This window comes from Kitasatospora sp. NPDC101155 (assembly GCF_044768305.1).
In the GTDB taxonomy this organism is placed as follows: Bacteria; Actinomycetota; Actinomycetes; order Streptomycetales; family Streptomycetaceae; genus Kitasatospora.
Genome location: NZ_JBIWPN010000006.1, coordinates 205505 through 225943 on the forward strand (window position 1 = coordinate 205505; position 20439 = coordinate 225943).

The following is a 20439-nucleotide window of genomic DNA, read 5'->3' on the forward strand; positions in this document are numbered from 1 at the left end:
GGTCATTCGTACGTGTGTTCCGGTTGCGTCCGTGGGGGTCGGTGCCGGCAAGCAACCGGAGGAGCGGTCGTGGCCCTGCCCAGTGCCCTGCGCGGCAAGCCCGCCCTCCTGGCCGCGGCAGGGATCGTGGTCGTCGCGGGCACCTTCGCGCTGCTCGGCCGGGACGACCGGGTCGACGGCGAACAGCCCGCGCGGGTACCGGTGTCGGTGGGCGCCCCCGGACGCACCCTGCCGCCGGACGTGGGCCGGGACCTGCTGGCCCGGGACCCACAGGCCTCGCCGAACGCCCGCGCCGTCCAGCAGTTCCTCGCGGACCTGGAGAGCCAGGCCCGCACCGGGCAGAGCGGCGGCACGGTGATCGGCCAGCACGTCGAGGCGCACAACGAGCGCAACAACCCCGAGTACGGCGACTACCGGGGCACCAAGCAGGTCGGCTACTACTACAAGAAGGCCGCCGACATCACCGGCAGGCTGCCCGGCTTCCTGGAGACCGACCTCGGCCCCGGATACGGCCAGAACGCCTGGGGCGTGGGCAACCCGCGCTCCTACTCGGCCGGCCGCTGGCCCACCTGCCGGACCGGCTGGCAGTACACAGACGACGCCGTCGACCTGATGACCGCCGTCTGGTCCGGCCACCCGCGCGCCGACGACGGCACCTACGGCAGCTCCGGCGTCCAGCAGAACTGCGACGGCAGCAGCACCGAACTGCCGGACAACGGCGGCGCCCCGGCCGGGATCGTCGGCATGTCCTTCCACGAGCCCTACCCCGGATCGGACGTCAAGTCCTTCGACCGGGTGCTCTGTTCGAACTCCCCGGCGGCCAAGGACCCGGGCTGGTTCGGCCGGGTCGTGGACGCCGCGCACGACACCCCCGAGTACCGCGCGCTGATCACCGACCTGTCCTACCTGGCCGACCACCTGGAGTACCTGGCCGCCCACGACGTGCCGGTGCTGCTGCGCCCGTACCACGAGATGAACGTCCAGGACTGCTCCAGCCGGTTCTGGTGGGCGGGCCAGAAGCCGGCCGACTACCAGGCGCTGTGGAAGATCACCTACAAGTACCTGGTGGAGACCAGGGGCCTGCACAACCTGCTGTTCGCCTGGACGCCGGTGTCCTGGGACGGCGCCCCGGGCGTGGACCCGTGGGACTACTACCCGGGCGCCCAGTACGTCGACGTGGTCGGGGTGGACGACTACAGCGGCAGTCCGGCGCACCCGATCGGCACCGGCGAGGTGTGGACCAAGCGCTACTACGACGGGCTCGCCGCCTACGACAAACCGCGGATTCTGGCCGAGTCCTTCGCCGTGCCCGTCAACTCCCGCCAGCCGGACACCCTGCGGCGCACGCCCTGGACGATCTGGACGGTCTGGGGGCAGTCGCTCACCGCGAACAACCAGGCCCCGGACCAGCCGCGCAACTCCGGTGCGGACGTCAACGCCACCTACCACAGCCCGCTGGCGATCACCGGCGGCTCCGGTCCGTCCGGCGGGAGCATCGACTGGGGCGGGCTGCACGTCCGTTGAGGGCGGGCGAGGTCCGGCGAGGCCCGCCGAGATTCCTCGGGATTCGTCGAACGGGTGGAATTCCGGGTCCGTTGCGCCGTGTGGCATCCTGTGGCGGCGAAACCGAGGGCTGGGTGGACGGTCGGGAGAGGGCCGAAGGGGCGGGGGTTGGGGATGACACAGACGCGTCCGATGCGTGGGGCCGGTGGCCTGGCGATCGGCTGGGGCGTGGTGCTGCTCGGCTGGGCGGCGTACAACTGCTTCGGCCAGGTCGGCTTCGCCACGTACCTCAAGGGCATCTTCTACTACGGCGGGACCTCGGTGGACGCCGAGACCGGAAGCCTCAACTACGGCCTGCTGTACCTGGTCGCGGGCCTGCTGCTGCTGCGCGGGCGCAACTGGGCGCTCGGGGTGGCGGCGGGCGTGGCGCTGGTCGAGGGCTACAACCGGGTGCGCAGCCTGACCGGCGCGCTGCTGGACAAGCCGCAGCGGGAGTGGTTCACCGGGACCACCGAGGGCGGGCTGAAGCTCGCGACCTTCGCGCTCGGCGTGGTCGTCACCACGGCGCTGATCCTGCTGCTGGCCCGCTCCAAGTGGCGGGAGCAGCCGGAGGGCGCGGGGGCGCCGGGCGGGGAGGCGCACTGGTCGATCATGCAGACCGTGCCGTCCGCGCCGACGCCCGTGGCGTACGCCCAGCCCCAGCCGATTCAGCCCCAGCAGCCGGTCCAGCCGCAGCCCGGGTGGCAGCAGCAGCCGCCGGCCCAGCCGGGGTGGCCGCAGCAGCCGCCGGCCCAGCCCGCGTGGCAGCAGCCGGTCGCGCCGCAGCAGCCCCAGCCCGGCGCCTGGCCGCCCGCGCAGCCCCAGCCGGTCCAGCCGCAGCAGGCCCAGCCGGTGCCGCCGCAGCCCGTCCCGTACGCCCAGCAGCCGACCCAGCCGGCGCCGCCGTACCAGCCGACCGTCGCCCAGCAGCAGTGGCCCGCCGCCCCGCCCGCGCCCGGCCAGCCGGCCCCCGGCCCGGTGCCCCCGGGGCCGGTCGCCCCCGGCCCGATGGCGCCCGGCCCGGTCGTGCCGCCGCCGGCCGACGCCCCGCCCGCGGACCGTCCGCCGCAGGCCTGACCGACCGCGAAGAACCCGTGCCCCGCCCGGGGACCGGACCCACAGCAGACGAGGAACGACTTTCACCATGACATCGACAGCCCCCGTGCGGACGGTGCTCACCACGTCCCGCGAGGCCGCCCGGCTCGCCGAGCGACAGATGTCGTGGAAGCCCCGGGTGCTGCCGTTCTACGTCGCCTTCCTGATCATCTTCACCTTCTCGATCTGGGCGTACGTGCCCAACCCGACCCCGCTCGGCTGGGCGATCACCATCCTGTGGGGCATGCCGGTGTTCGGCGTGCTGATCGGCTTCCAGGGCGTGCTGATGGTCCGTCGGCGGCTGCGCCAGGTGAACAGGATGACCCCGCCGGCGCCGGCCGAGGACGACTTCCTGATCGTGCTGGTGCCGACCATCGGCCGCCACGACACCTACCCGGCGCTGGAGCGCTCGGTGCTCTCGTACGTCGAGCACCTGCCGCCGTACTTCCCGTGGATGCGGGTGGACATCCTCACCGAGGAGGGCTGCGCCGCCGCCGAGAAGATCGACGAGCTGGCCGAGCGCCACCCGCTGATCCGGGTGGTGACCGTGCCGAAGGCGTACGAGACGGCCAACGGCACCAAGTTCAAGGCCCGCGCCAACCACTACTCGCACGAGCTGCGGATCGAGGAGGGCGAGGCCGAGGACGACGTCTGGGTGCTGCACATGGACGACGACACCGGCGTCGGGCCGGACACCGCCGCCGCCGTCGCCCAGTTCGTCAACCGGCAGCGCCGGGCCGGGGACGACGCCAAGCACATGGCGCAGGGCATCCTGACGTACCCGCGGGAGAACGCCGTCTCCACCTTCACCTGGCTCGCCGACGCGATCCGCCCGGCCGACGACATCGCCCGCTTCCGCGCGATGACCGGCACCGGCACCCCGATCGCCGGCGTGCACGGCGAGCTGCTGATCGTGCGCTCCTCGGTGGAGGCCACCATCGGCTGGGACTTCGGGCCGAAGACCATCGTCGAGGACGCCCAGATGGCGCTGAACTTCTGCCAGCGCTACCCGGGGCGCAGCGACTGGTTCAACGGGCGCTGCTACGGCGCCTCGCCGGCCGGCGTCAAGGACTTCCTCAAGCAGCGCGAGCGCTGGGCCTGGGGCCTGGTCGCGCTCTGCTTCAACAAGACGATCCCGCTGCGGTACCGGCTGTTCATCGGGATGGGCATGGTCAGCTGGGTGCTCGGCCCGTTGCAGCACGTCGGCCTGGTGCTGATGGTCGCCTGGTTCACCGGCACCTGGAACACCTCGCCGGTCACCCAGTCCGTGGTGCTGCTGTGGGCGATCAACTTCGCCTACGTGATCTGGACCTACTGGGAGGGGCTGCGGCTGAACGTGGTCGCCTCGGCCAACCACCGGCGCAAGTGGTGGGAGCCGATCGTCGTGGTGGCCTGCATCCCGGTGTTCTCCTTCCTGGAGGGCTGGGGCGGCCTGCGGGGACTGATCAAGTTCCTCAAGCGCGAGGAGAACAAGTTCGTCGTCATCGCCAAGCCGGCCTGATCGGAATCCACGACAGTGAAACGCCCCGCAATCTTCGTCCTGCCGACCCTGGTGCTCGGCATCACCGTCGTCGTCCCGATGGTCTGGGGTGACCACCCGATCAGGTTCGACCAGCGGCGCCCCACCGAGGTGCACTGGGCCGGCGCCCCGACCGAGCAGGGCCGGGTCTGGGGCTTCGGCAAGGACGCGCCGCCGACCCCCGCGGACACCGGCCCCAAGGTGGCCCGCCCGTGGACCAAGGGCAGCCCCGAGTGGGGCGTGCAGGTGTACTGGCTGGACGACCCGGCGGACCCGGACAGCTTCGTCCAGGGCAAGGTCGACCGCATCGTCAAGTACGTGGTCGGGCTGAACGCCAACTCCCTGTCGGTGTCGTTCCCGTACTACACCACGGGCACCAAGTCGAACGCCGTCGCCGCCCGGCCGACCTCGCCCAGCCCGGAGCGCCTCGCGCTGCTGCTGGACGCCGCCCACCGGGCCGGTCTGCGCACCACCGTGCGTCCGATCATGGACGAGGAGGTGTTCGACTACGTCCACACCCTCAAGTGGCGCGGCAACATCGCGCCGGCCGACCGGGACGCCTGGTTCGCCAGCTACGCCGCCTTCCTGGCGCCGTACCTGAAGACCGCCCAGGACCACTCGGCGGCCGAGTTCACCGTCGGCACCGAGTTCAACTCGCTGGAGGGCGACCCGCACTGGCAGGGCCTGATCGACGAGGCCCGGAAGACCTTCCACGGCGAGCTGGTGTACGACGCGAACTTCGACAACTGGTCCAACGGCCCGATAGCGATACCGGTCGACGGCACAGGCGTGGACGCCTACCCGCCGGCCAAGAACGCCGACGACGACGCGCCGATCGCCGACCTGAAGGCCAGCTGGAACGCCTGGCTCGACAAGCGCGGCAAGGGGCCCCAGCCGACCACCAAGCTCACCGAGGTGGGCATCCCGGCGCAGAAGGGCGCGTACAAGACGCCCGGTGAGTACTACAAGAAGACCGAGCTGAACGAGGCCGTCCAGGCCACCTGGTTCACCGCGGTCTGCCAGGTGGCGCAGGAGCGCAAGCTGCGCGGGGTGTACTTCTGGTCGCTGTACTTCGGCATCGACCCGACCCTGCCGACCAACCCGGACACCCCGCGGATGGACTACGCCGGGCGCCCGGGCTCCGAGAAGGCGATCCGCGACTGCTTCGCGCAGACCTACGAGGTCCCGCAGCAGTAGCGGTCCCCGGCCCCGGCCGCAGTCCCGGCCGGGGCCCGGCTACGGCTGGGGCTCGGCCGGGTGCTCGCCCGCGCCGGACGTCGCCTTGGCGGTCGGCGTCCGGGTCGGCTTGGCCGTGGTCGTCGGCCGGCCCGTCGGCCTGGCGCTCGCCGTGGGCGTCGGGGTGGCCGTGGGCGTGGGCGTCGGGGTGGCCGTCGGCGTCGCGGTGGGGGTCGGCGTGGGCGCCGGGCCGGCCGGGTGGTCCGGCTGGGCCCCGGACAGCGCGTCCGCGATCTGCTTCTCCAGCCACGGGGTCACGAACCGCATGCCGGCCGGGGTCAGGTGCACCCCGTCGTTGGCGGGGGTGACCCAGTGGCCGTCCTTGTCCTTCCAGACGCAGGTGTCGTACGGGCAGTAGAAGGTGTCGAGGTCGACCAGCCGGACGGTGCCGCCGGCGGACTTCACGAAGTCGCCGACCTGCTGGTTGTAGCAGGTGCCCCAGGCCTTGCTGATGGCGCCGTTCTCGACGCGCTCGTTCATCAGCAGCACCTGGGCGCCGGGCGCGCGCCGGCGGACCTGCTCCACGGCCTGGGTGAGCTGGGTGCGGTACCGGTTGCGGTAGTCCTCGTCGCAGGGGTTGAGCCAGGTGCCGTCCAGGTACTGCTCGGCGGCGTCCCAGCCGAGGTGGATCACGACGGCCTTCGGCGCGGCGGAGGCGAGGCGCTGGTCCCACTCGGCGGCCCGGTCGCGGCAGTCCGTGCTGGTCTCGAACTCCGTCTGGGAGGTGGTGCGCACCTCGTCCGGGTCGAACACGCCGCAGCCGCTGATCCCGCCGTCGACCACCCGGTAGCGGTCGCCCTGCCGGTACAGGCCGGTGGCGAGGTCCTGGGCGAAGGAGTCGCCGAGGACGAGGACCACGGGCTTGCTGCTCGGCCCGGACTTCATGTCGTGGGTGATCCAGGCCGGCAGGTACCAGGCGCCGGTGGTGGCCACCGCGGTCGTGACGGCCAGCAGCGGGACGGCCGGGAAGGCCCGCCAGCGCAGCACCCGCAGCTTCTCGGTGGCGGTGTGCAGCAGCCAGGCCAGCACCCAGGAGACCGGTCCGCCGATCAGCAGCAGCTTCTGCGGCGAGATGTCGTCGACGTAGTGCTGCAGCAGCCAGTACACCGGCAGGTGGAGCAGGTAGAGGCTGTACGAGATGGTGCCGGTGAGCCGCACCGGGGGCAGCGACAGCAGCCACACCAGGGGGCCGCGGTCGAAGCAGAGCGAGGCGGTCAGGACGGCGGCGAGCGCCGCGACCACGGCCAGTCCGCCCTGGTAGAGCAAGGGTTCGTGGTAAGAGCTGACGGACAGGCTGGCCCAGACCAGGCCGCCGAGGGCCGCGGTACCGACCAGGGTGGGCAGGGCGGCGCCGCCCGGCAGCCTCCGAGGGGTGCGGGCGCCGTCGGCGGCCGCCGCGCGGGCCCGGCGGCGCAGCCACAGGTAGACCCCGAAGGCGGCGGTGGCACCGGCCGCGAAGCCGACGGCCCGGGTCTCGGTGCCGAGGTAGAGGCGGTCGCTGTTGTGGCCGTTCCACAGCAGCGGGGCGACCGCCGCGGCGGCGACGAACAGGAGGGCGGTGGCGATGCCGGTGGCGCGCAGCGAGCGGCGGCACAGGCCGAAGACCATGAGCAGCAGCAGCGGCCAGACCAGGTAGAACTGCTCGGTGATGCTGAGCGACCACATGGCCGCGAGCGGGTCGATCGAGGCGAAGTGCTGCCAGTAGGCGTCGCCGCGGGCCAGCTGGGCCCAGTTGGCGACCTGGGCGAGTGCGGCGAGCGCTTGCGGGCGCAGGTCCTTGACGTCCCGTAGCGGGCTGACCAGGGCGGACAGCGCGACGACCAGGATGATGGTGGCGAGCAGGCCGGGCAGCAGCCGCTTGGCGCGGCGGCGGTAGAAGACGCCGAGCCGGATGCCGTCGGTGCGGTCCAGCTCGCGGATCAGCACCAGGCTGACCAGGAAGCCGGAGAGCACGAAGAAGACGTCCACGCCGAACAGGCCGTTCTGGAACCAGTCGGTGTGGTAGAGCAGGACGGAGGCGATGGCGAGGCCGCGCAGCCCGTCGACCGCCTTGAAGCGGACCGAGGGCGGCAGGGGGCCGCGCGGCTCGGGGGTCGGCGCGGGGATCGCGTAACGGCTGACGGTCGGGGCCTGGAAGCCCCGCGCTTCGCGCATGTCCTGGAGCGTGGGGCCGCTTCCGGGCGCGCCGAGGCCGGGCGCGTCGTCCATGTGGTGCGTCCCCCCGGGGTCGATCGACTGTCGCGACGTGTCAATGAGACGTGTCTTGATCTGTGGTTTATATCAAAAGACGTTTGGTGATCGTCTGCCGGTCACCGGGAGGGGGACGGCCGGTGAGCTGCCGTGGGGTGTCAGAACGTCATCGTGTAGACCATCAGGTCCATCCCCGGGTACGGCGCCCAGTCGCGCGCCGGGGTGCGAACGAAGCCGATGCGCTCGTAGACGCGGTGGGCGGCGGTCATCTCGGGGCGGGTGGAGAAGGCCATGCCGGCCAGGCCGAGTTCGCGGCTGCGGCCGACGGTGGCGCGCACCAGGGCCTCGCCGACGCCGCGGCCGCGGGAGGCGGCGGCGGTGGCGAGCATCCGGATCTCGCCCTCCCGGGGGGTGGCTATGTCGGCCCACTCGGTGCCGCCGACGGCGAAGGTCACGCAGCCGAGGACCCGTTCGTCGGCCGTGTCGACGGCGACCAGGAGTTCGGCCTCGCGGGAGCGGCGTCCGGCGTCCCGCAGCAGGTCGACGTAGCCGCTCGTGGGCTTGGTGTAACCGTCGCCGACGAAGGCCTCGACGGTGATCCGGCCGGCCTCTTCGAGGTCGTGAGGGAGGGCCTGGCGGATGAGGAAGTCCATCGGGCCAGTGTGCCGGAGCCGTGCGGGGTTCTGATGTCGGGGGTGGAGCGGACCGGGAGGGTGGCCGGGTCGGCGGAGGGGCGCAGCGAGGCGGCGGGCATGGTGCCGTACAGCCGGTCGGGGCGGTCGGGGTCGGCGGGGTAGCCGCCCGGGCGGTGGTAGTTGTCGCGGCCGGAGGCGGGGCCGCGGGAGAGTTCGCGGCCGATCAGGGTGCCGAGCAGGCCGAAGCCGCCGACGGCGCCGACCAGGCCGAGTGCGCTTGCGAGGGTGCCGGGTTCCATAGGCACCACTGTGGCCGGGCGGCGCGGGTGCCCACGAGTGGCAGGAATGACCATTTGCCTCGAAATCCTGCCACCCCGCCCCTTCCCCGCATCCGGTCGGCCGGGGCATGCTGGTCGGCATGCTGAAGAACGTGGTCGCGGTGGTGCTGGAGGAGATCCACCCCTTCGAACTGGGCGTGGCCTGCGAGGTCTTCGGCCTGGACCGCACCGCGGACGGCCTGCCCGGGTACGACTTCGCGCTGGCCGGAGCCCGTCCGGGCCCGCACGCGACCCACTCGGGCTTCGCGGTGGACGTCCCGTACGGCCCGGAGCGGCTGGCCGCGGCGGACCTGGCGGTGGTGACGGCCTCGGGGATCCGCGAGCGGTACCCGGAGCCGCTGCTGGAGGCGCTGCGCGCGGTGGTGGCGAACGGCGGCCGGGTGCTGTCCATCTGCAGCGGCGCCTTCGTGCTGGGCGCCGCCGGGCTGCTGGATGGCCGCCGCTCGACCACCCACTGGCGGCACAGCGAGGAACTGGCCGAGCGCTTCCCGAGGACGGTGGTCGAGCCGGACGTGCTGTACGTGGACGACGACCCGGTGGTCACCTCGGCGGGGACGGCGGCCGGCATCGACGCCTGTCTGCACCTGGTGCGCAAGGTGCAGGGCGCGGAGGTGGCCCGGGCGATCGCCCGCCGGATGGTGGTGGCGCCGCACCGGGAGGGCGGGCAGGCCCAGTTCGTGAACCGTCCGCTGCCGCAGGGGGACGGCGACTCGCTGGCGCCGCTGCTCGACTGGATGCGCCACCACCTGGACGAGGAGGCCACCGTCGAGCAGCTGGCCGTTCGGGCGCACATGTCGCCGCGCACCTTCGCCCGGCGCTTCCAGCAGGAGACCGGCACCACCCCGCACCGCTGGCTGACCGGGCAGCGGGTGCTGCTGGCGCAGCGGCTGCTGGAGTCGACCACCGAGTCGGTGGACGTGATCGCCGCGCGCTGCGGCTTCGGCAACGCGGCCGCGCTGCGCCACCACTTCGGGCGCCGGCTGGGCACCACGCCGTTGGCCTACCGGCGCTGCTTCGCCGACAGCTGCTGATCCCGGCCGGTCGTCAGCCGGTGTCGGCGGCCAGGTGGTCGACGGTGTTCCAGCGGTCCGGCCGCAGCCGCCCCTCCTGGGCCCGCCAGAGGCTGGTGGAGCAGTTGTGCACCGGCCCGAGCGCGGTGAGCTGCTGCTCGGTCAGCCGGTCCAGCGCGTAGCGCAGCATCAGCACCGTGCAGTCGTGGGCGACCAGCAGGACGGGCCGTCCGGCCTCCTCCTCGCAGACGTCCCGCAGCAGGCTGCGCACCCGCAGCGCGACGTCGGCCCAGGACTCGCCGCCGGGCGGGCGGTAGTACAGCTCGCCCATCTTGCGCCGCCGGGCCGCCTCCTCGGGGTGCTTGGTCTCGATGGCGGCCTTCGGCAGCATCTCCAGGACGCCGAGTTCGCGGTCGCGCAGCCGCTCGTCGTAGCGGACGGCCAGGGTGACGGGGACGGCGCCGAGCCCGGCGGCCTGGGCGAGGGCGATCCGGGCCGTCTCGGCGGTGCGCGTGTACGGCGAGCACCAGACGCTGCGCGGGCGGTCGGCGCTGGGCAGGGCGGCCCACCAGCGGCCGAGCGCCTGGGCCTGCCGCTGGCCTTGCAGCGACAGCGGGATGTCGGCGTCGCGGCAGCTGATCGGGACGCTGAGCGCGCCGGCGGCCTCGGCCAGCTGGAACTCGACGTTGGCGGTGGACTCGCCGTGCCGGGTGGCGATCAGCACGGACGGCAGCCGGGTGGCCGACGCCGGGCGGTGGGCGGCGACGTGGTGGTGCGGGCTCTGGGTGGACTGGTGCTGGCCGTTGAGGGTGGTGCCGAGTTCTGCCATGCCGCGAGCTCCCCGTGGGTCGATCAGGTTCCGGCCGGTTGCCGGTCCGGTCTGGTGGTGCCCGGCGTGCACGCCTGTTCATACATATGATCGCGCCGCCTTCTCCAGTGTTCACGGAGAAGGCGGCGCGATCACAGGGCGCGCGCAGCGGCAATCAGTGCGCCGCTACGGGCTCCGGCGCGTTCTCCAGCTCGTCGTCGCCGGCCTCGGCGCTGTAGTCGGACGGCTTGGTCTCGTCCGGGCCGTCGGGCGCCTTGACCGCGCGCAGGACCAGGGTGAGCACCACCGCGACGATCAGGTTGAGCGCGAAGGCGGTCAGGCCGATGTAGCCGATCTCGCCGATGCCGGGGATCTTGTCCGCGTTGCCGCCGAAGTGCTTGGTGGCCGGGCTGGCGATCCCGTACGCCTTCCAGGTGCCGTAGACCATGCCGGCCGCCCAGCCGGCGAACAGGGCCCAGTGGTGGAACCAGCGGGTGAACAGGCCGCCGACGATGGCCACGAAGGTCTGCAGGATCCACAGGCCGCCCAGCAGCTGGAGGTTGATCGCGGCCTGCTTGTCCATGCCGAGCACGAAGACCAGCGCGCCGACCTTGACCAGCAGCGAGACCAGCTTGGCGATGCGGGTCTCGTCGGCCGGGGTGGCGGCGGGCTTGAGCCACTCCTTGTAGACGTTGCGGGTGAACAGGTTGGCCGCGGCGATGGACATGATGGCGGCCGGCACCAGCGCGCCGATGCCGATCGCGGCGAAGGCCACGCCGGTGAACCAGTCCGGGAAGATGTTCGCGAACAGCTGCGGCACCGAGAGCTGGGAGTTGTAGCCCTTGACGCCGCTGCCGACGCCCGCCGCGATCGCCATGAAGCCCAGCAGCGCCAGCAGGCCGAGCATCAGCGAGTACGCGGGCATGATCGCCATGTTGCGGCGCACGGTGTTGCGGGACTTGGAGGCCAGCACGCCGGTCACCGAGTGCGGGTACATGAACAGCGCCATCGCCGAGCCGAGGCCCAGCGTCGCGTACGTCCACTGCTTGTTGTCCGGGACGGTCAGCGAGCCGGTCCTGGTCTGCTTGAAGTGGTCCGCGGCCGCGCTGAAGATGTGCCCGTAGCCGCCGAGGCGGATCGGGATGTAGATCACCGCGACGATGATCACGATGTAGACCAGGGCGTCCTTGACGAACGCGATCAGCGCCGGGGCGCGCAGGCCGGAGGAGTAGGTGTAGGCGGCCAGCACGCCGAAGGCGATGAACAGCGGCAGGTCCTTGACGAACCAGTTGGCGTTCTCGCCGCCGCCGACGCCGAGCACGTCCAGCACGGCCTGGATGCCGACCAGTTGGAGGGCGATGTACGGCATGGTGGCCAGGATCCCGGTCAGCGCGACGACCAGGGACAGCGGCCGCGAGCCGTACCGGCCGCGGACGAAGTCGGCCGGGGTGACGTAGCCGTGCACCCGGGAGACCGACCAGAGCCGCGGCAGGAAGAGGAAGACCAGCGGGTAGGCGATGATCGTGTACGGCACCGCGAAGAAGCCCGCCGCGCCGGTCGCGTACACCGCCGCCGGGACGGCGACGAAGGTGTACGCGGTGTAGAGGTCGCCGCCGAGCAGGAACCAGGTCACCCAGGTCCCGAAGCTGCGCCCGCCCAGGCCCCACTCGTCCAGGTGGGCCGCGTCGTCCGCGCGGCGCCAGCGCGAGGCGAGGAAGCCCATCACGGTGACCAGGGCGAAGAACAGTACGAAGACCACGAGGGCCGGGACGTTGACGTCCTTCATCGCGCACCGCCCTGGCGGGCCGCCGCGCGGGCCTTCTCGTCCCGGGTGATCAGCAGGTAGGCGGCGACGGTGAAGACCGCCGACACCGGCACCCAGAGCAGCTGGTACCAGTAGAAGAAGGGCACCCCGGCCACCGCCGGGTCGGTCTTGTCGTACGAGGACACCCAGAGCATCGCGACGATCGGCACGAGCAGGGCGAGCCCGGCCAGCACCCGTTCGGGGGTCACGGCCGGGACGGGCCGCCCGGCTGGCTCGGGCATGACAGGATCGGTGGGGGCTTGTTCAGACGGCATCATCGGCTCCGCTCCGGAGGGTTCTCGCCGTCGGCGCCGCAGCCCCGGGAGCCGACGCGCACCCCCGTGAGCCCGCCGAGCAGCACCATCGGTGATCGGCAGTCAGTACGGCTGCGCAATCTAGAGCATGAGGTGATCCATGTCACCGGAATGGCGGAACTTTCCGCCATCCGGACAGGGCTTCTCGCCCGCTCGGGGCGGGGACTCGCCTGCTCGCAGTGCGGGCACCGGCGCGCGGGTCGCGTGCGCCGGTGCCCGTGGTGCGAAGGGGGCCCGAAGGGCGAAGTGCGCCCAGGTCGGACGCCTGCTCCGTACGGCTACTCCGGCCGCTTCAGCCGGGTGATGAACTTGTAGCGGTCGCCGCGGTAGATCGAGCGGACCCACTCCACCGGGGCGCCCTCGGCGTCGAAGGAGTGCCGGGAGAGCTGGAGCATCGGCAGGCCGAGGTCGGAGCCGAGCAGCCCGGCCTCGCGCGGGTTGGCCAGGGTGGTCTCGATGGTCTCCTCGGCCTCCGCCACGGTGACCCCGTACACCTCGCGCAGCGCCGCGTACAGCGAGGTGTGCTTGCCGAGGTTCTTGCGCAGGGCGGGGAAACGCTTGGCGGACAGGTGGGCGACCTCGATGGCCATCGGGTCGCCGTTGGCCAGCCGCAGCCGCTCGATCCGCAGCACCCGGCCGCCGGGCTTGATGTCGAGCAGCGGGGCGAGCCGGTCGTCGGCGGTGATGTAGCCGATCTCGATCAGCCGGGAGGTGGGCTCCAGGCCCTGGGCGCGCATGTCCTCGGTGTAGGAGGTCAGTTGCAGGGCCTGGGCGACCTTGGGCTTGGCCACGAAGGTGCCCTTGCCCTGGATGCGCTCCAGCCGGCCCTCGACCACCAGTTCCTGCAGGGCCTGGCGCACGGTGGTGCGCGAGGTGTCGAACTGGGCGGCGAGCGCCCGTTCGGGCGGGACCGGGGTGCCCGCGGGCTGGGTCTCGGTCAGCTGGAGGAGGTGGCGCTTGAGGCCGTAGTACTTGGGGACGCGCGCGGTCGGGTCGGCGCCGGCCTGCGTCGGGAGGTTCTTCACCTCGGGGTCGTCGGCCTGGGCGGTGGTTCCCCCGTCGCTGCTCATCGGACCTGTTCTCCCGCTTCTCGCGGGGCCCTTTACAGCCCCGCCACATCGTTAACGGGTCACATCGTTGCATGTATGGCTACGGAACGAATACCTCATCACGCGATGAACGATGTGCGGTGTCGGCTTGATAACGGGTGGTCGAGATCGGTCGAACAGCCGTTGACAGGCCCATTGGTCTAGGCCAAGCTCCAGGCATCTGGTCTACACCACTAGGCCGGTAACGATGAATCCCCCCACCCGCCCGCAGGGTCCGCGGCACCAATTCTCCCGCTTCGCGTGGGTCTGCCGCTGCCGCCCGACGGGGGTAACCCAGGCATCCCTCAGGAGGATGGCGTGAAGCGTCAGCTCATCGCGGCGGTCGGCGTCGCAGCAATGGTCGTCGGTCTCGCGGCTTGCGGCTCGGACGGCAAGAGCGGTTCGTCCTCGGCGGCCAAGAACTTCGACGGCAAGACCCTCACCGTGTGGCTGATGGACGGCTCGGCCCCCAAGGGCTGGGAGGACAGCGTCAAGGCGGACTTCGCCGCCGCCTACCCGGGTGCCAAGCTCGACATCCAGACCCAGAAGTGGAACGGCATCGGCCAGAAGGTCACCGCCGGCCTCTCCGAGGGCTCGGTCGACGTCCTGGAGATCGGCAACACCCAGACGGCGGGCTACGCGGCCACCGGCGGCCTGCTCGACATCACCAAGGACAAGACCGACCTGGGCGGCGCGGACTGGGCCGCGAACCTGAACGAGTCCTCGGTCCTGGACGGCAAGCAGTACGCCGCCCCGTGGTACTTCACCAACCGCGTGGTGACCTACAACAAGGACATCTGGACCAAGGCCGGCATCACCGCCGCGCCGAAGACCCTGGACGAGTTCTACGCCGACCTGGACAAGGTCAAGGCCGTCCCGGGCGTCACCGACCCGCTCTACATGCCGGGTCAGGAGTGGTACACCTACTTCGGCCTGCTGACCAGCGAGGGCGGCAAGTTCGCCAAGAAGGACGGCGACAAGTGGGCCGGCGGCCTGTCGTCCCCCGAGGCGCAGAAGGCCTTCGAGACCTACAAGAAGCTGCAGAGCTACTCGGCCACCGCGCCGAAGGACAAGGACGAGGCCACCCCGCAGCAGAAGGACGTCTTCGCCAAGGGCGACATCGGCACCATCATCGGCCTCGGCTGGGAGGTCCCGAAGCCCGAGGAGCTGGCCGCCGACAAGATCGGCTACTTCCCGCTGCCCGGCAAGACCGCGGACAAGCCGTCCAGCGTCTTCCTCGGCGGCTCGAACCTGGCGATCGCCCAGCAGACCAAGAACCCCGAACTCGCCAAGGGCTTCCTGAAGATCGCCCTCAGCGACAAGAACGAGGGCCTGTTCGCCGCCGCCGGCTCCATCCCGAACAAGACCTCGCTCAACAGCAAGGTGGCCGGCGACTTCGCCAAGGCCGCCCTGCCGGCCTCCGCCAACGGCGCGATCACCCCGAACGTTCCGACCTGGACCAACGTCGAGAACGAGCCGAACCCGATCAAGGACTTCCTGACCGCGGCGCTGACCGGCGACTACGCCGCCGCGGCCAAGAAGGCCGACGACGAGATCGCGAAGCGTCTCAACACCAAGCAGTAAGCAGTTGAGCGGCGTCGCTCACCGGCTCCCGGCGGGGGCCGGTGGGCGGCGCCCGTCCGTCGTGGTCAGGTCGTGAGGAAGAGAGAACGATGGCCGTGCATTCGGACCCGGTGCGGACACAGTCCCCGGGCACAGGGAAGGCCGCCGTGGCCACCACCGACGCGATCGCCGGCGACGGCACCGGAAGCACTCCGGGGAAGGCCGGCAGAACGACCGGCGAACCGGGCCTCGGCGCCCGTCTCGCGCCGTACCTGCTGCTGCTGCCGGCCACCGTGGCGACCATCGGCCTGCTGGGCTGGCCGCTGCTCAAGACGGTCCTGCTGTCGTTCCAGAACCTCAACAAGCGGCAGTTCATCCAGCACCTGACCGAGTGGAACGGCTTCGACAACTACAAGGAGCAGCTGACCGATTCGGAGTTCTGGACGGTCACCGGCCGTACGATCGGCTTCACCGCGGTCAACGTGGTGCTGATCATGGTCGGCGGCACCCTGATCGGCCTGCTGCTCAACCGCCTCGGCAAGAGGATGCGCCTGGCGCTGTCGGTCGCGCTGGTCCTCGCCTGGGCGATGCCGGTGGTGGCCGCGACCACCGTCTACACCTGGCTCTTCGACCAGAACTTCGGCGTCGTCGACTGGTTCCTGGACCAGCTGGGCTGGCACTCGATGGCCCACTTCAACTGGTACAGCGGCGAGTACTCGACCTTCTTCGTGATCGTGCTGCTGATCGTGTGGATGTCGATCCCGTTCGTGGCGATCAACATGTACGCCGCGCTGACCACCATCCCCAAGGAGCTCTACGAGGCGGCCCGGATGGACGGCGCCGGCCCCGTCAAGACCTTCACCGCGGTGGTCTTCCCCAGCCTGAAGCCCTTCTTCCTGGCCACGACCTTCCTGGAGATCATCTGGGTCTTCAAGGCCTTCACCCAGGTCTACCTGATCAACCACGGCGGACCGGACGGGCTGACCCGCACGCTGCCGGTGCACGCCTTCCTGGAAGGCATCGGAGCCCAGCGCTTCGGTGCGGGCTCCGCGATCGCGGTGCTCACCATCCTGATGCTGGCCGCGCTGATGTCGTACTACTTCCGCATCATCCTGAAGCAGGAGGACGAGCTGTGAGGCGCTCGCTCATCGGACGTACCTGGCCGAACGTGATCGCGGTCGTCCTGTTCGTCTTCTTCGTCTTCCCCGTCTACTGGATGATCTCCACGTCCTTCAAGCAGGACAAGGACATCATCAGCCGGACCCCGGTCTTCCTCCCGCTGGACGCGACCTTCGCCCACTTCGACCGGGCCGTGCACGCCGACAACTTCTGGACGTACGTCACCAACAGCCTCACGGTGACCATCGGCGCGGTGCTCATCTCGCTGCTCATCGCGACCCTGGCGTCCTTCGCCGTCGCCCGGATGAAGTTCCGCGGCCGCAAGTCCTTCGTGCTGGTCGTCATGGCGGCCCAGATGGCGCCGTGGGAGGTCATGACCATCGGCGTCTACATGCTCTCCCGTGACAACGACCTGCTGAACAGCCTCGTCCCGCTCACCGCCTTCTACATGATGATGGTGCTGCCCTTCACCATCTGGACGCTGCGCGGCTTCATCGCCGCGGTGCCGAAGGAGCTGGAGGAGTCGGCCATGGTGGACGGCTGCACCCGCACCCAGGCCTTCCTGAAGGTGATCTTCCCGCTGCTGGCCCCCGGCCTGATGTCGACCTCGCTGTTCGGCTTCGTCACCGCGTGGAACGAGTTCCCGCTCGTCCTGTGGCTGAACAAGAAGCCCGACAGCCAGACCCTGCCGCTGTGGCTGTCGTCCTTCCAGACCAACTTCGGCACGGACTGGGGCGCCACCATGGCCGCGTCGACCCTCTTCGCGGTCCCGATCCTGATCCTGTTCTTCTTCCTGCAGCGCAAGGCGGTCGGCGGTCTGACCGACGGCGCCGTGAAGGGCTGAGCCAACGTGAGCATCCTCGTTCCCACCGCCCCGGACAGCGACCAGCTGCACCGCGACGCCCTGACCGTCCTGCAGCCCGGCTTCGTCGGCACCGAGCCGCCGGCCTGGCTGCGCCGCCACCTGGCCGCCGGGCTCGGCTCGGTCGCGCTGTTCGACCGCAACGTGGCCGACCTCGACCAGCTCTCCGCGCTGACCCGGGCGCTGCGTGCGGAGAACCCCGACCTCCTGATCGCCATCGACGAGGAGAGCGGCGACGTGACCCGGCTGGAGGCGGGCTCCGGCTCGTCCTGGCCCGGCAACCTGGCGCTCGGCGCGATCGACGACCCGGCGCTGACCCGGGACGTCGCCCGCGAGCTGGGTCGGGCACTGGCCGCGGCCGGGGTCAACTACAACTGGGCGCCCACCGCCGACGTCAACTCCAACCCGCGCAACCCGGTCATCGGCGTCCGCTCCTTCGGCGCCGACCCCGAGCTGTGCGCCCGGCACACCGCTGCCTGGGTCGAGGGCCTGCAGTCGGCCGGCGTGGCTGCCTGCTCCAAGCACTTCCCCGGCCACGGCGACACCGCGGTGGACTCGCACCACGGCCTGCCGGTCATCGACGTCGACCTGGACGTGCTGCGCGCCCGCGACCTGGTGCCGTTCCAGGCCGCGATCGCGGCCGGCACCAAGGCCGTGATGACCGCCCACATCATGATCCCGGCGCTGGACCCGATGCTGCCGGCCACCCTGAGCCCGACCGTGCTGCGCGACCTGCTGCGCGCCGCCCCGGCCGACGGCGGCCTCGGCTACCAGGGCCTGATCGTCAGCGACGCGATCGAGATGGGCGCCATCGCCGACACCTTCGGCATGGGCGAGGGCACCGTGCTGGCCCTGGCGGCCGGCGCGGACGCGATCTGCGTCGGCGGCGGGCTGGCCGACGAGGAGACCGTGCTGATGCTGCGCGACGCCATCGTGGCGGGCGTGCGCTCCGGCCGGCTCGCCGAGGAGCGGCTGGCGGACGCCGCCGAACGGGTCCGGGCGCTGGGCAGTTGGGGCCGGATCTCGGCCCAGGGCGAGCGGGTGGAGCCGGACCTGGCGGTGGGCCTGCGGGCCGCGCGCCGGGCGCTGCGGGTGGTCCGGGCGCCGGGCCGCGAGGTGCTGCCGGTGAGCGAGCGCCCGTACGTGGCCTCGTTCTCGGACGAGCCGAACATCGCGGTCGGCGACGTCACCCCGTGGGGCGTGGCCGGCATGCTGACGGACCGCTTCCCCGGTACCCGCACCCGCGAGGTGTCGGCCGCGGAGGCGGCCCCGGAGCTGCTGGACGCCCTGGTCGCCGAGCTGGTGGCCGACGCCGAGGGCCGCCGCCTGGTGCTGGTGGTCCGGGACGCCCACCGGCACGCGTGGATGTCCGCCGCGCTGAGCCGCCTGGTGGCGGCCCGGCCGGACGCCGCGGTGGTGGAGATGGGGCTGCCCCAGTCCGAGCCGATCGGCGCGCTCCACATCGCCACCCACGGCGCCGCCCGGGTCTGCGGGCTGGCGGCCGTGGAGGTGCTCACCGGGCAGCCGGGAGCGATCGGCTGAACGGATCGACGAGACGTCACCGGCCGTGCCCGGGAGGCGTCGGCCGACGGGCCCGCCGTGCGCATGCCGCATGGCGGGCCCGTCCCGTTCCCCCGGCGTCCACCTGCGCTTTCGTCGGGTGACCGGGCTCCCTCAGGTGCGCCTTGAATCCGCCTCGGGTCCCACCGAGGGTGACGGTCCGACGACTGATCGACGCGCGGTACAACGGCTCTGCAACGGCCCTGGAAACAGGGGCTGTTGGCCGTTGACACCACACTTGGTCTAGGCCAGAGTCCATGCATCCGGTTCGAATTCGAACGTCGCCGGATGTGGTACCGCGCCCTCCTCGAAGCTCTGCGCCGCCCCTGCCCGGACTCTCCGCCGCGGGCGCCCATCACGCTGTCGGCGGGCATCACCGGCTCTTGAACACCCTCGGAGGATGGCGTGAAGAAGCGCCAGCTCGTATCCACGCCCGGGATCGCGGCCCTGGTGGCCGGACTGACGGCCTGTTCCTCGTCCGGCTCGCCCTCGGGAGGTGGCACGGGATCCTCCGTCGACCCGAAGGCCGCCACCGGCACTGTCACCGTCTGGCTGATGGACGATGCCCAGAAGAACTGGCCCGACATCGTCCAGCGGGTCAACGACGGGTTCGCGGCGAAGTACCCGGGCGTCAGCCTCAAGCTGGTCTACCAGGGCTGGGCCGACAAGGTCGGCAGGCTCGACAAGGTCCTCGCCGACGGCAACGCCCCCGACGTGGTCGAACTCGGCAACACCGAGACCATGAAGTACGTGCTCTCCGGCGCGCTCGCCCCGGTGGACCGCACCACCTTCGACAACTCCGACACCTGGATCAAGGCGCTCGCCAACACCTGCACCTATCAGGACAAGCTGTGGTGCGTGCCGTACTACGCCGGTGCCCGGGTCGCCATCTACAACTCCACCAGCTTCCAACAGGCCACCGGCAGCGCGGAGTTCCCCAGAACCGAGGCCGACCTGCTGGCCGCCCTGGACCGGATCGCCGACAAGAACAAGGCCGACAGGACCTTCTCCCCGCTCTACCTGCCCGGCCCGTACTGGTACGCCGCGATGAGCTACGTGGCCGCGTACGGCGGCAGCATCGCCAAGTTCGACAGCGCCGGCAACTGGCACGGCACCCTGCACGACCCCAAGTCCCAGCAGGGCATCAGCCACTTCGCCGACCTGGTGCGCAAGTACAACAAGGGCGACCTGACGGTGAACGAGCAGAACCAGTCCGAGTCGATGGCCCGCGGGCACGCCGCCTCCTTCTACGGCAACGGCTTCGAGGCGGCCGGCGTCACCGCGCCGGTCACCGGCGACCCGAGCCTCAAGGACGCCGTCAAGGTGGCCACCATGCCCGGTCCGGACGGCAAGCCGCTGCCCACCTTCATCGGCGGCTCCGACCTCGCGGTCACCGCCAGGTCCCCGCAGGCGGCCCTGGCCGCCGACTGGATCCGGATGTTCACCAGTACCAAGTCCGAGCAGGCGCTGGCCGACAAGGACATCCTGCCGAACAACCTCACCCAGCTGAACCCGCTGAAGAACAAGCCCACCACCGCCGCCGCGGCCAACGCCGTCCCGGACGCCTGGTTCACCCCGCTGGCGCCCGGCTGGGGATCGGTGGAGAAGCAGAAGATCATCCCCGACATGCTGACCTCGATCCTCAAGGGCAAGTCCGTGGAGCAGGCCACCAAGGACGCCGACGCCGCGATCGACCAGCTGATCAACAACCCGTCCTGACACCGCAAGGCCGCTGCCGGTCCGGGGGTGCCCGGCG

16 protein-coding genes are annotated in these 20439 nt (G+C 71.3%); 10 read left to right on the forward strand and 6 right to left on the reverse strand.

Features of this window, described 5'->3' with window-relative positions:
- Positions 1-69 precede the first annotated feature (69 nt).
- The 4 genes from ACIRYZ_RS11755 to ACIRYZ_RS11770 all read left to right on the forward strand — a co-directional run bounded on the left by ACIRYZ_RS11755 (position 70) and on the right by ACIRYZ_RS11770 (position 5353).
- Positions 70-1524, forward strand: a complete 1455-nt coding sequence (locus tag ACIRYZ_RS11755) for a glycoside hydrolase family 26 protein (RefSeq protein ID WP_402942356.1) — start codon at positions 70-72, stop codon at positions 1522-1524.
- 153 nt (positions 1525-1677) lie between these two features.
- Complete coding sequence (locus ACIRYZ_RS11760; protein ID WP_402942359.1) at positions 1678-2619, forward strand: hypothetical protein; 942 nt, start codon at positions 1678-1680, stop codon at positions 2617-2619.
- A 67-nt stretch (positions 2620-2686) separates the two neighbouring features.
- A complete protein-coding gene (locus tag ACIRYZ_RS11765; protein ID WP_402942361.1) occupies positions 2687-4138 on the forward strand; it encodes a glycosyltransferase family 2 protein in 1452 nt (483 codons plus the stop codon).
- A 15-nt stretch (positions 4139-4153) separates the two neighbouring features.
- Complete coding sequence (locus tag ACIRYZ_RS11770) at positions 4154-5353, forward strand: glycoside hydrolase family 113 (RefSeq protein WP_402942364.1); 1200 nt, start codon at positions 4154-4156, stop codon at positions 5351-5353.
- Between the two features lie 39 nt (positions 5354-5392).
- Here the strand turns inward: ACIRYZ_RS11770 and ACIRYZ_RS11775 are convergent, their stop codons facing one another.
- Positions 5393-7600: an acyltransferase family protein gene (locus tag ACIRYZ_RS11775; RefSeq protein ID WP_402942367.1), complete on the reverse strand. Its 2208-nt coding sequence runs from the start codon at positions 7598-7600 to the stop codon at positions 5393-5395.
- Positions 7601-7740: 140 nt separating this feature from the next.
- Positions 7741-8235, reverse strand: a complete 495-nt coding sequence (locus tag ACIRYZ_RS11780; RefSeq protein WP_402942370.1) for a GNAT family N-acetyltransferase — start codon at positions 8233-8235, stop codon at positions 7741-7743.
- A 400-nt stretch (positions 8236-8635) separates the two neighbouring features.
- Between ACIRYZ_RS11780 and ACIRYZ_RS11785 the strand changes: the two genes are divergently transcribed.
- Positions 8636-9586: a helix-turn-helix domain-containing protein gene (locus tag ACIRYZ_RS11785; protein ID WP_402942372.1), complete on the forward strand. Its 951-nt coding sequence runs from the start codon at positions 8636-8638 to the stop codon at positions 9584-9586.
- 13 nt (positions 9587-9599) lie between these two features.
- Here ACIRYZ_RS11785 and ACIRYZ_RS11790 read toward each other — a convergent pair whose 3' ends face one another.
- The 4 genes from ACIRYZ_RS11790 to ACIRYZ_RS11805 form a co-directional block, all read right to left on the reverse strand.
- Entirely contained in the window at positions 9600-10394 is a 795-nt protein-coding gene (locus tag ACIRYZ_RS11790) for a histidine phosphatase family protein (RefSeq protein WP_402942374.1), read from the reverse strand.
- Between the two features lie 154 nt (positions 10395-10548).
- A complete protein-coding gene (gene mctP / locus ACIRYZ_RS11795) occupies positions 10549-12159 on the reverse strand; it encodes a monocarboxylate uptake permease MctP (RefSeq protein ID WP_402942377.1) in 1611 nt (536 codons plus the stop codon).
- A complete protein-coding gene (locus ACIRYZ_RS11800) occupies positions 12156-12419 on the reverse strand; it encodes a DUF3311 domain-containing protein (RefSeq protein WP_393024991.1) in 264 nt (87 codons plus the stop codon). The genes mctP and ACIRYZ_RS11800 overlap by 4 nt, the downstream gene beginning before the upstream one ends.
- Positions 12420-12769: 350 nt before the next feature.
- Positions 12770-13561, reverse strand: coding sequence for a GntR family transcriptional regulator (locus ACIRYZ_RS11805; RefSeq protein ID WP_402942380.1), 792 nt, complete (start codon positions 13559-13561; stop codon positions 12770-12772).
- A gap of 336 nt (positions 13562-13897) precedes the next feature.
- Between ACIRYZ_RS11805 and ACIRYZ_RS11810 the strand changes: the two genes are divergently transcribed.
- From ACIRYZ_RS11810 to ACIRYZ_RS11830, 5 genes are all read left to right on the forward strand, one after another.
- The gene (locus tag ACIRYZ_RS11810; RefSeq protein WP_402942383.1) at positions 13898-15163 is read left to right on the forward strand and encodes an extracellular solute-binding protein; all 1266 of its coding nucleotides are present in this window, start codon (positions 13898-13900) and stop codon (positions 15161-15163) included.
- Between the two features lie 89 nt (positions 15164-15252).
- Entirely contained in the window at positions 15253-16278 is a 1026-nt protein-coding gene (locus tag ACIRYZ_RS11815; RefSeq protein WP_402942386.1) for a carbohydrate ABC transporter permease, read from the forward strand.
- Complete coding sequence (locus tag ACIRYZ_RS11820) at positions 16275-17105, forward strand: carbohydrate ABC transporter permease (RefSeq protein ID WP_393025004.1); 831 nt, start codon at positions 16275-16277, stop codon at positions 17103-17105. The genes ACIRYZ_RS11815 and ACIRYZ_RS11820 overlap by 4 nt, the downstream gene beginning before the upstream one ends.
- 6 nt (positions 17106-17111) lie before the next feature.
- Entirely contained in the window at positions 17112-18665 is a 1554-nt protein-coding gene (locus ACIRYZ_RS11825; RefSeq protein WP_402942389.1) for a glycoside hydrolase family 3 protein, read from the forward strand.
- 423 nt (positions 18666-19088) lie between these two features.
- Entirely contained in the window at positions 19089-20402 is a 1314-nt protein-coding gene (locus ACIRYZ_RS11830) for an extracellular solute-binding protein (RefSeq protein ID WP_402942392.1), read from the forward strand.
- Positions 20403-20439: the final 37 nt, after the last annotated feature.

Coding starts and splice junctions, on each gene's coding strand:
- ACIRYZ_RS11800 (WP_393024991.1), bottom strand. CDS start 12,419: ATGCCCGAGCCAGCCGGGCGGCCCGTCCCGGCCGTGACCCCCGAACGG.
- ACIRYZ_RS11760 (WP_402942359.1), top strand. CDS start 1,678: ATGACACAGACGCGTCCGATGCGTGGGGCCGGTGGCCTGGCGATCGGC.
- ACIRYZ_RS11775 (WP_402942367.1), bottom strand. CDS start 7,600: ATGGACGACGCGCCCGGCCTCGGCGCGCCCGGAAGCGGCCCCACGCTC.
- ACIRYZ_RS11790 (WP_402942374.1), bottom strand. CDS start 10,394: ATGGCAGAACTCGGCACCACCCTCAACGGCCAGCACCAGTCCACCCAG.
- ACIRYZ_RS11815 (WP_402942386.1), top strand. CDS start 15,253: ATGGCCGTGCATTCGGACCCGGTGCGGACACAGTCCCCGGGCACAGGG.
- ACIRYZ_RS11765 (WP_402942361.1), top strand. CDS start 2,687: ATGACATCGACAGCCCCCGTGCGGACGGTGCTCACCACGTCCCGCGAG.
- ACIRYZ_RS11780 (WP_402942370.1), bottom strand. CDS start 8,235: ATGGACTTCCTCATCCGCCAGGCCCTCCCTCACGACCTCGAAGAGGCC.
- mctP (WP_402942377.1), bottom strand. CDS start 12,159: ATGAAGGACGTCAACGTCCCGGCCCTCGTGGTCTTCGTACTGTTCTTC.
- ACIRYZ_RS11805 (WP_402942380.1), bottom strand. CDS start 13,561: ATGAGCAGCGACGGGGGAACCACCGCCCAGGCCGACGACCCCGAGGTG.
- ACIRYZ_RS11785 (WP_402942372.1), top strand. CDS start 8,636: ATGCTGAAGAACGTGGTCGCGGTGGTGCTGGAGGAGATCCACCCCTTC.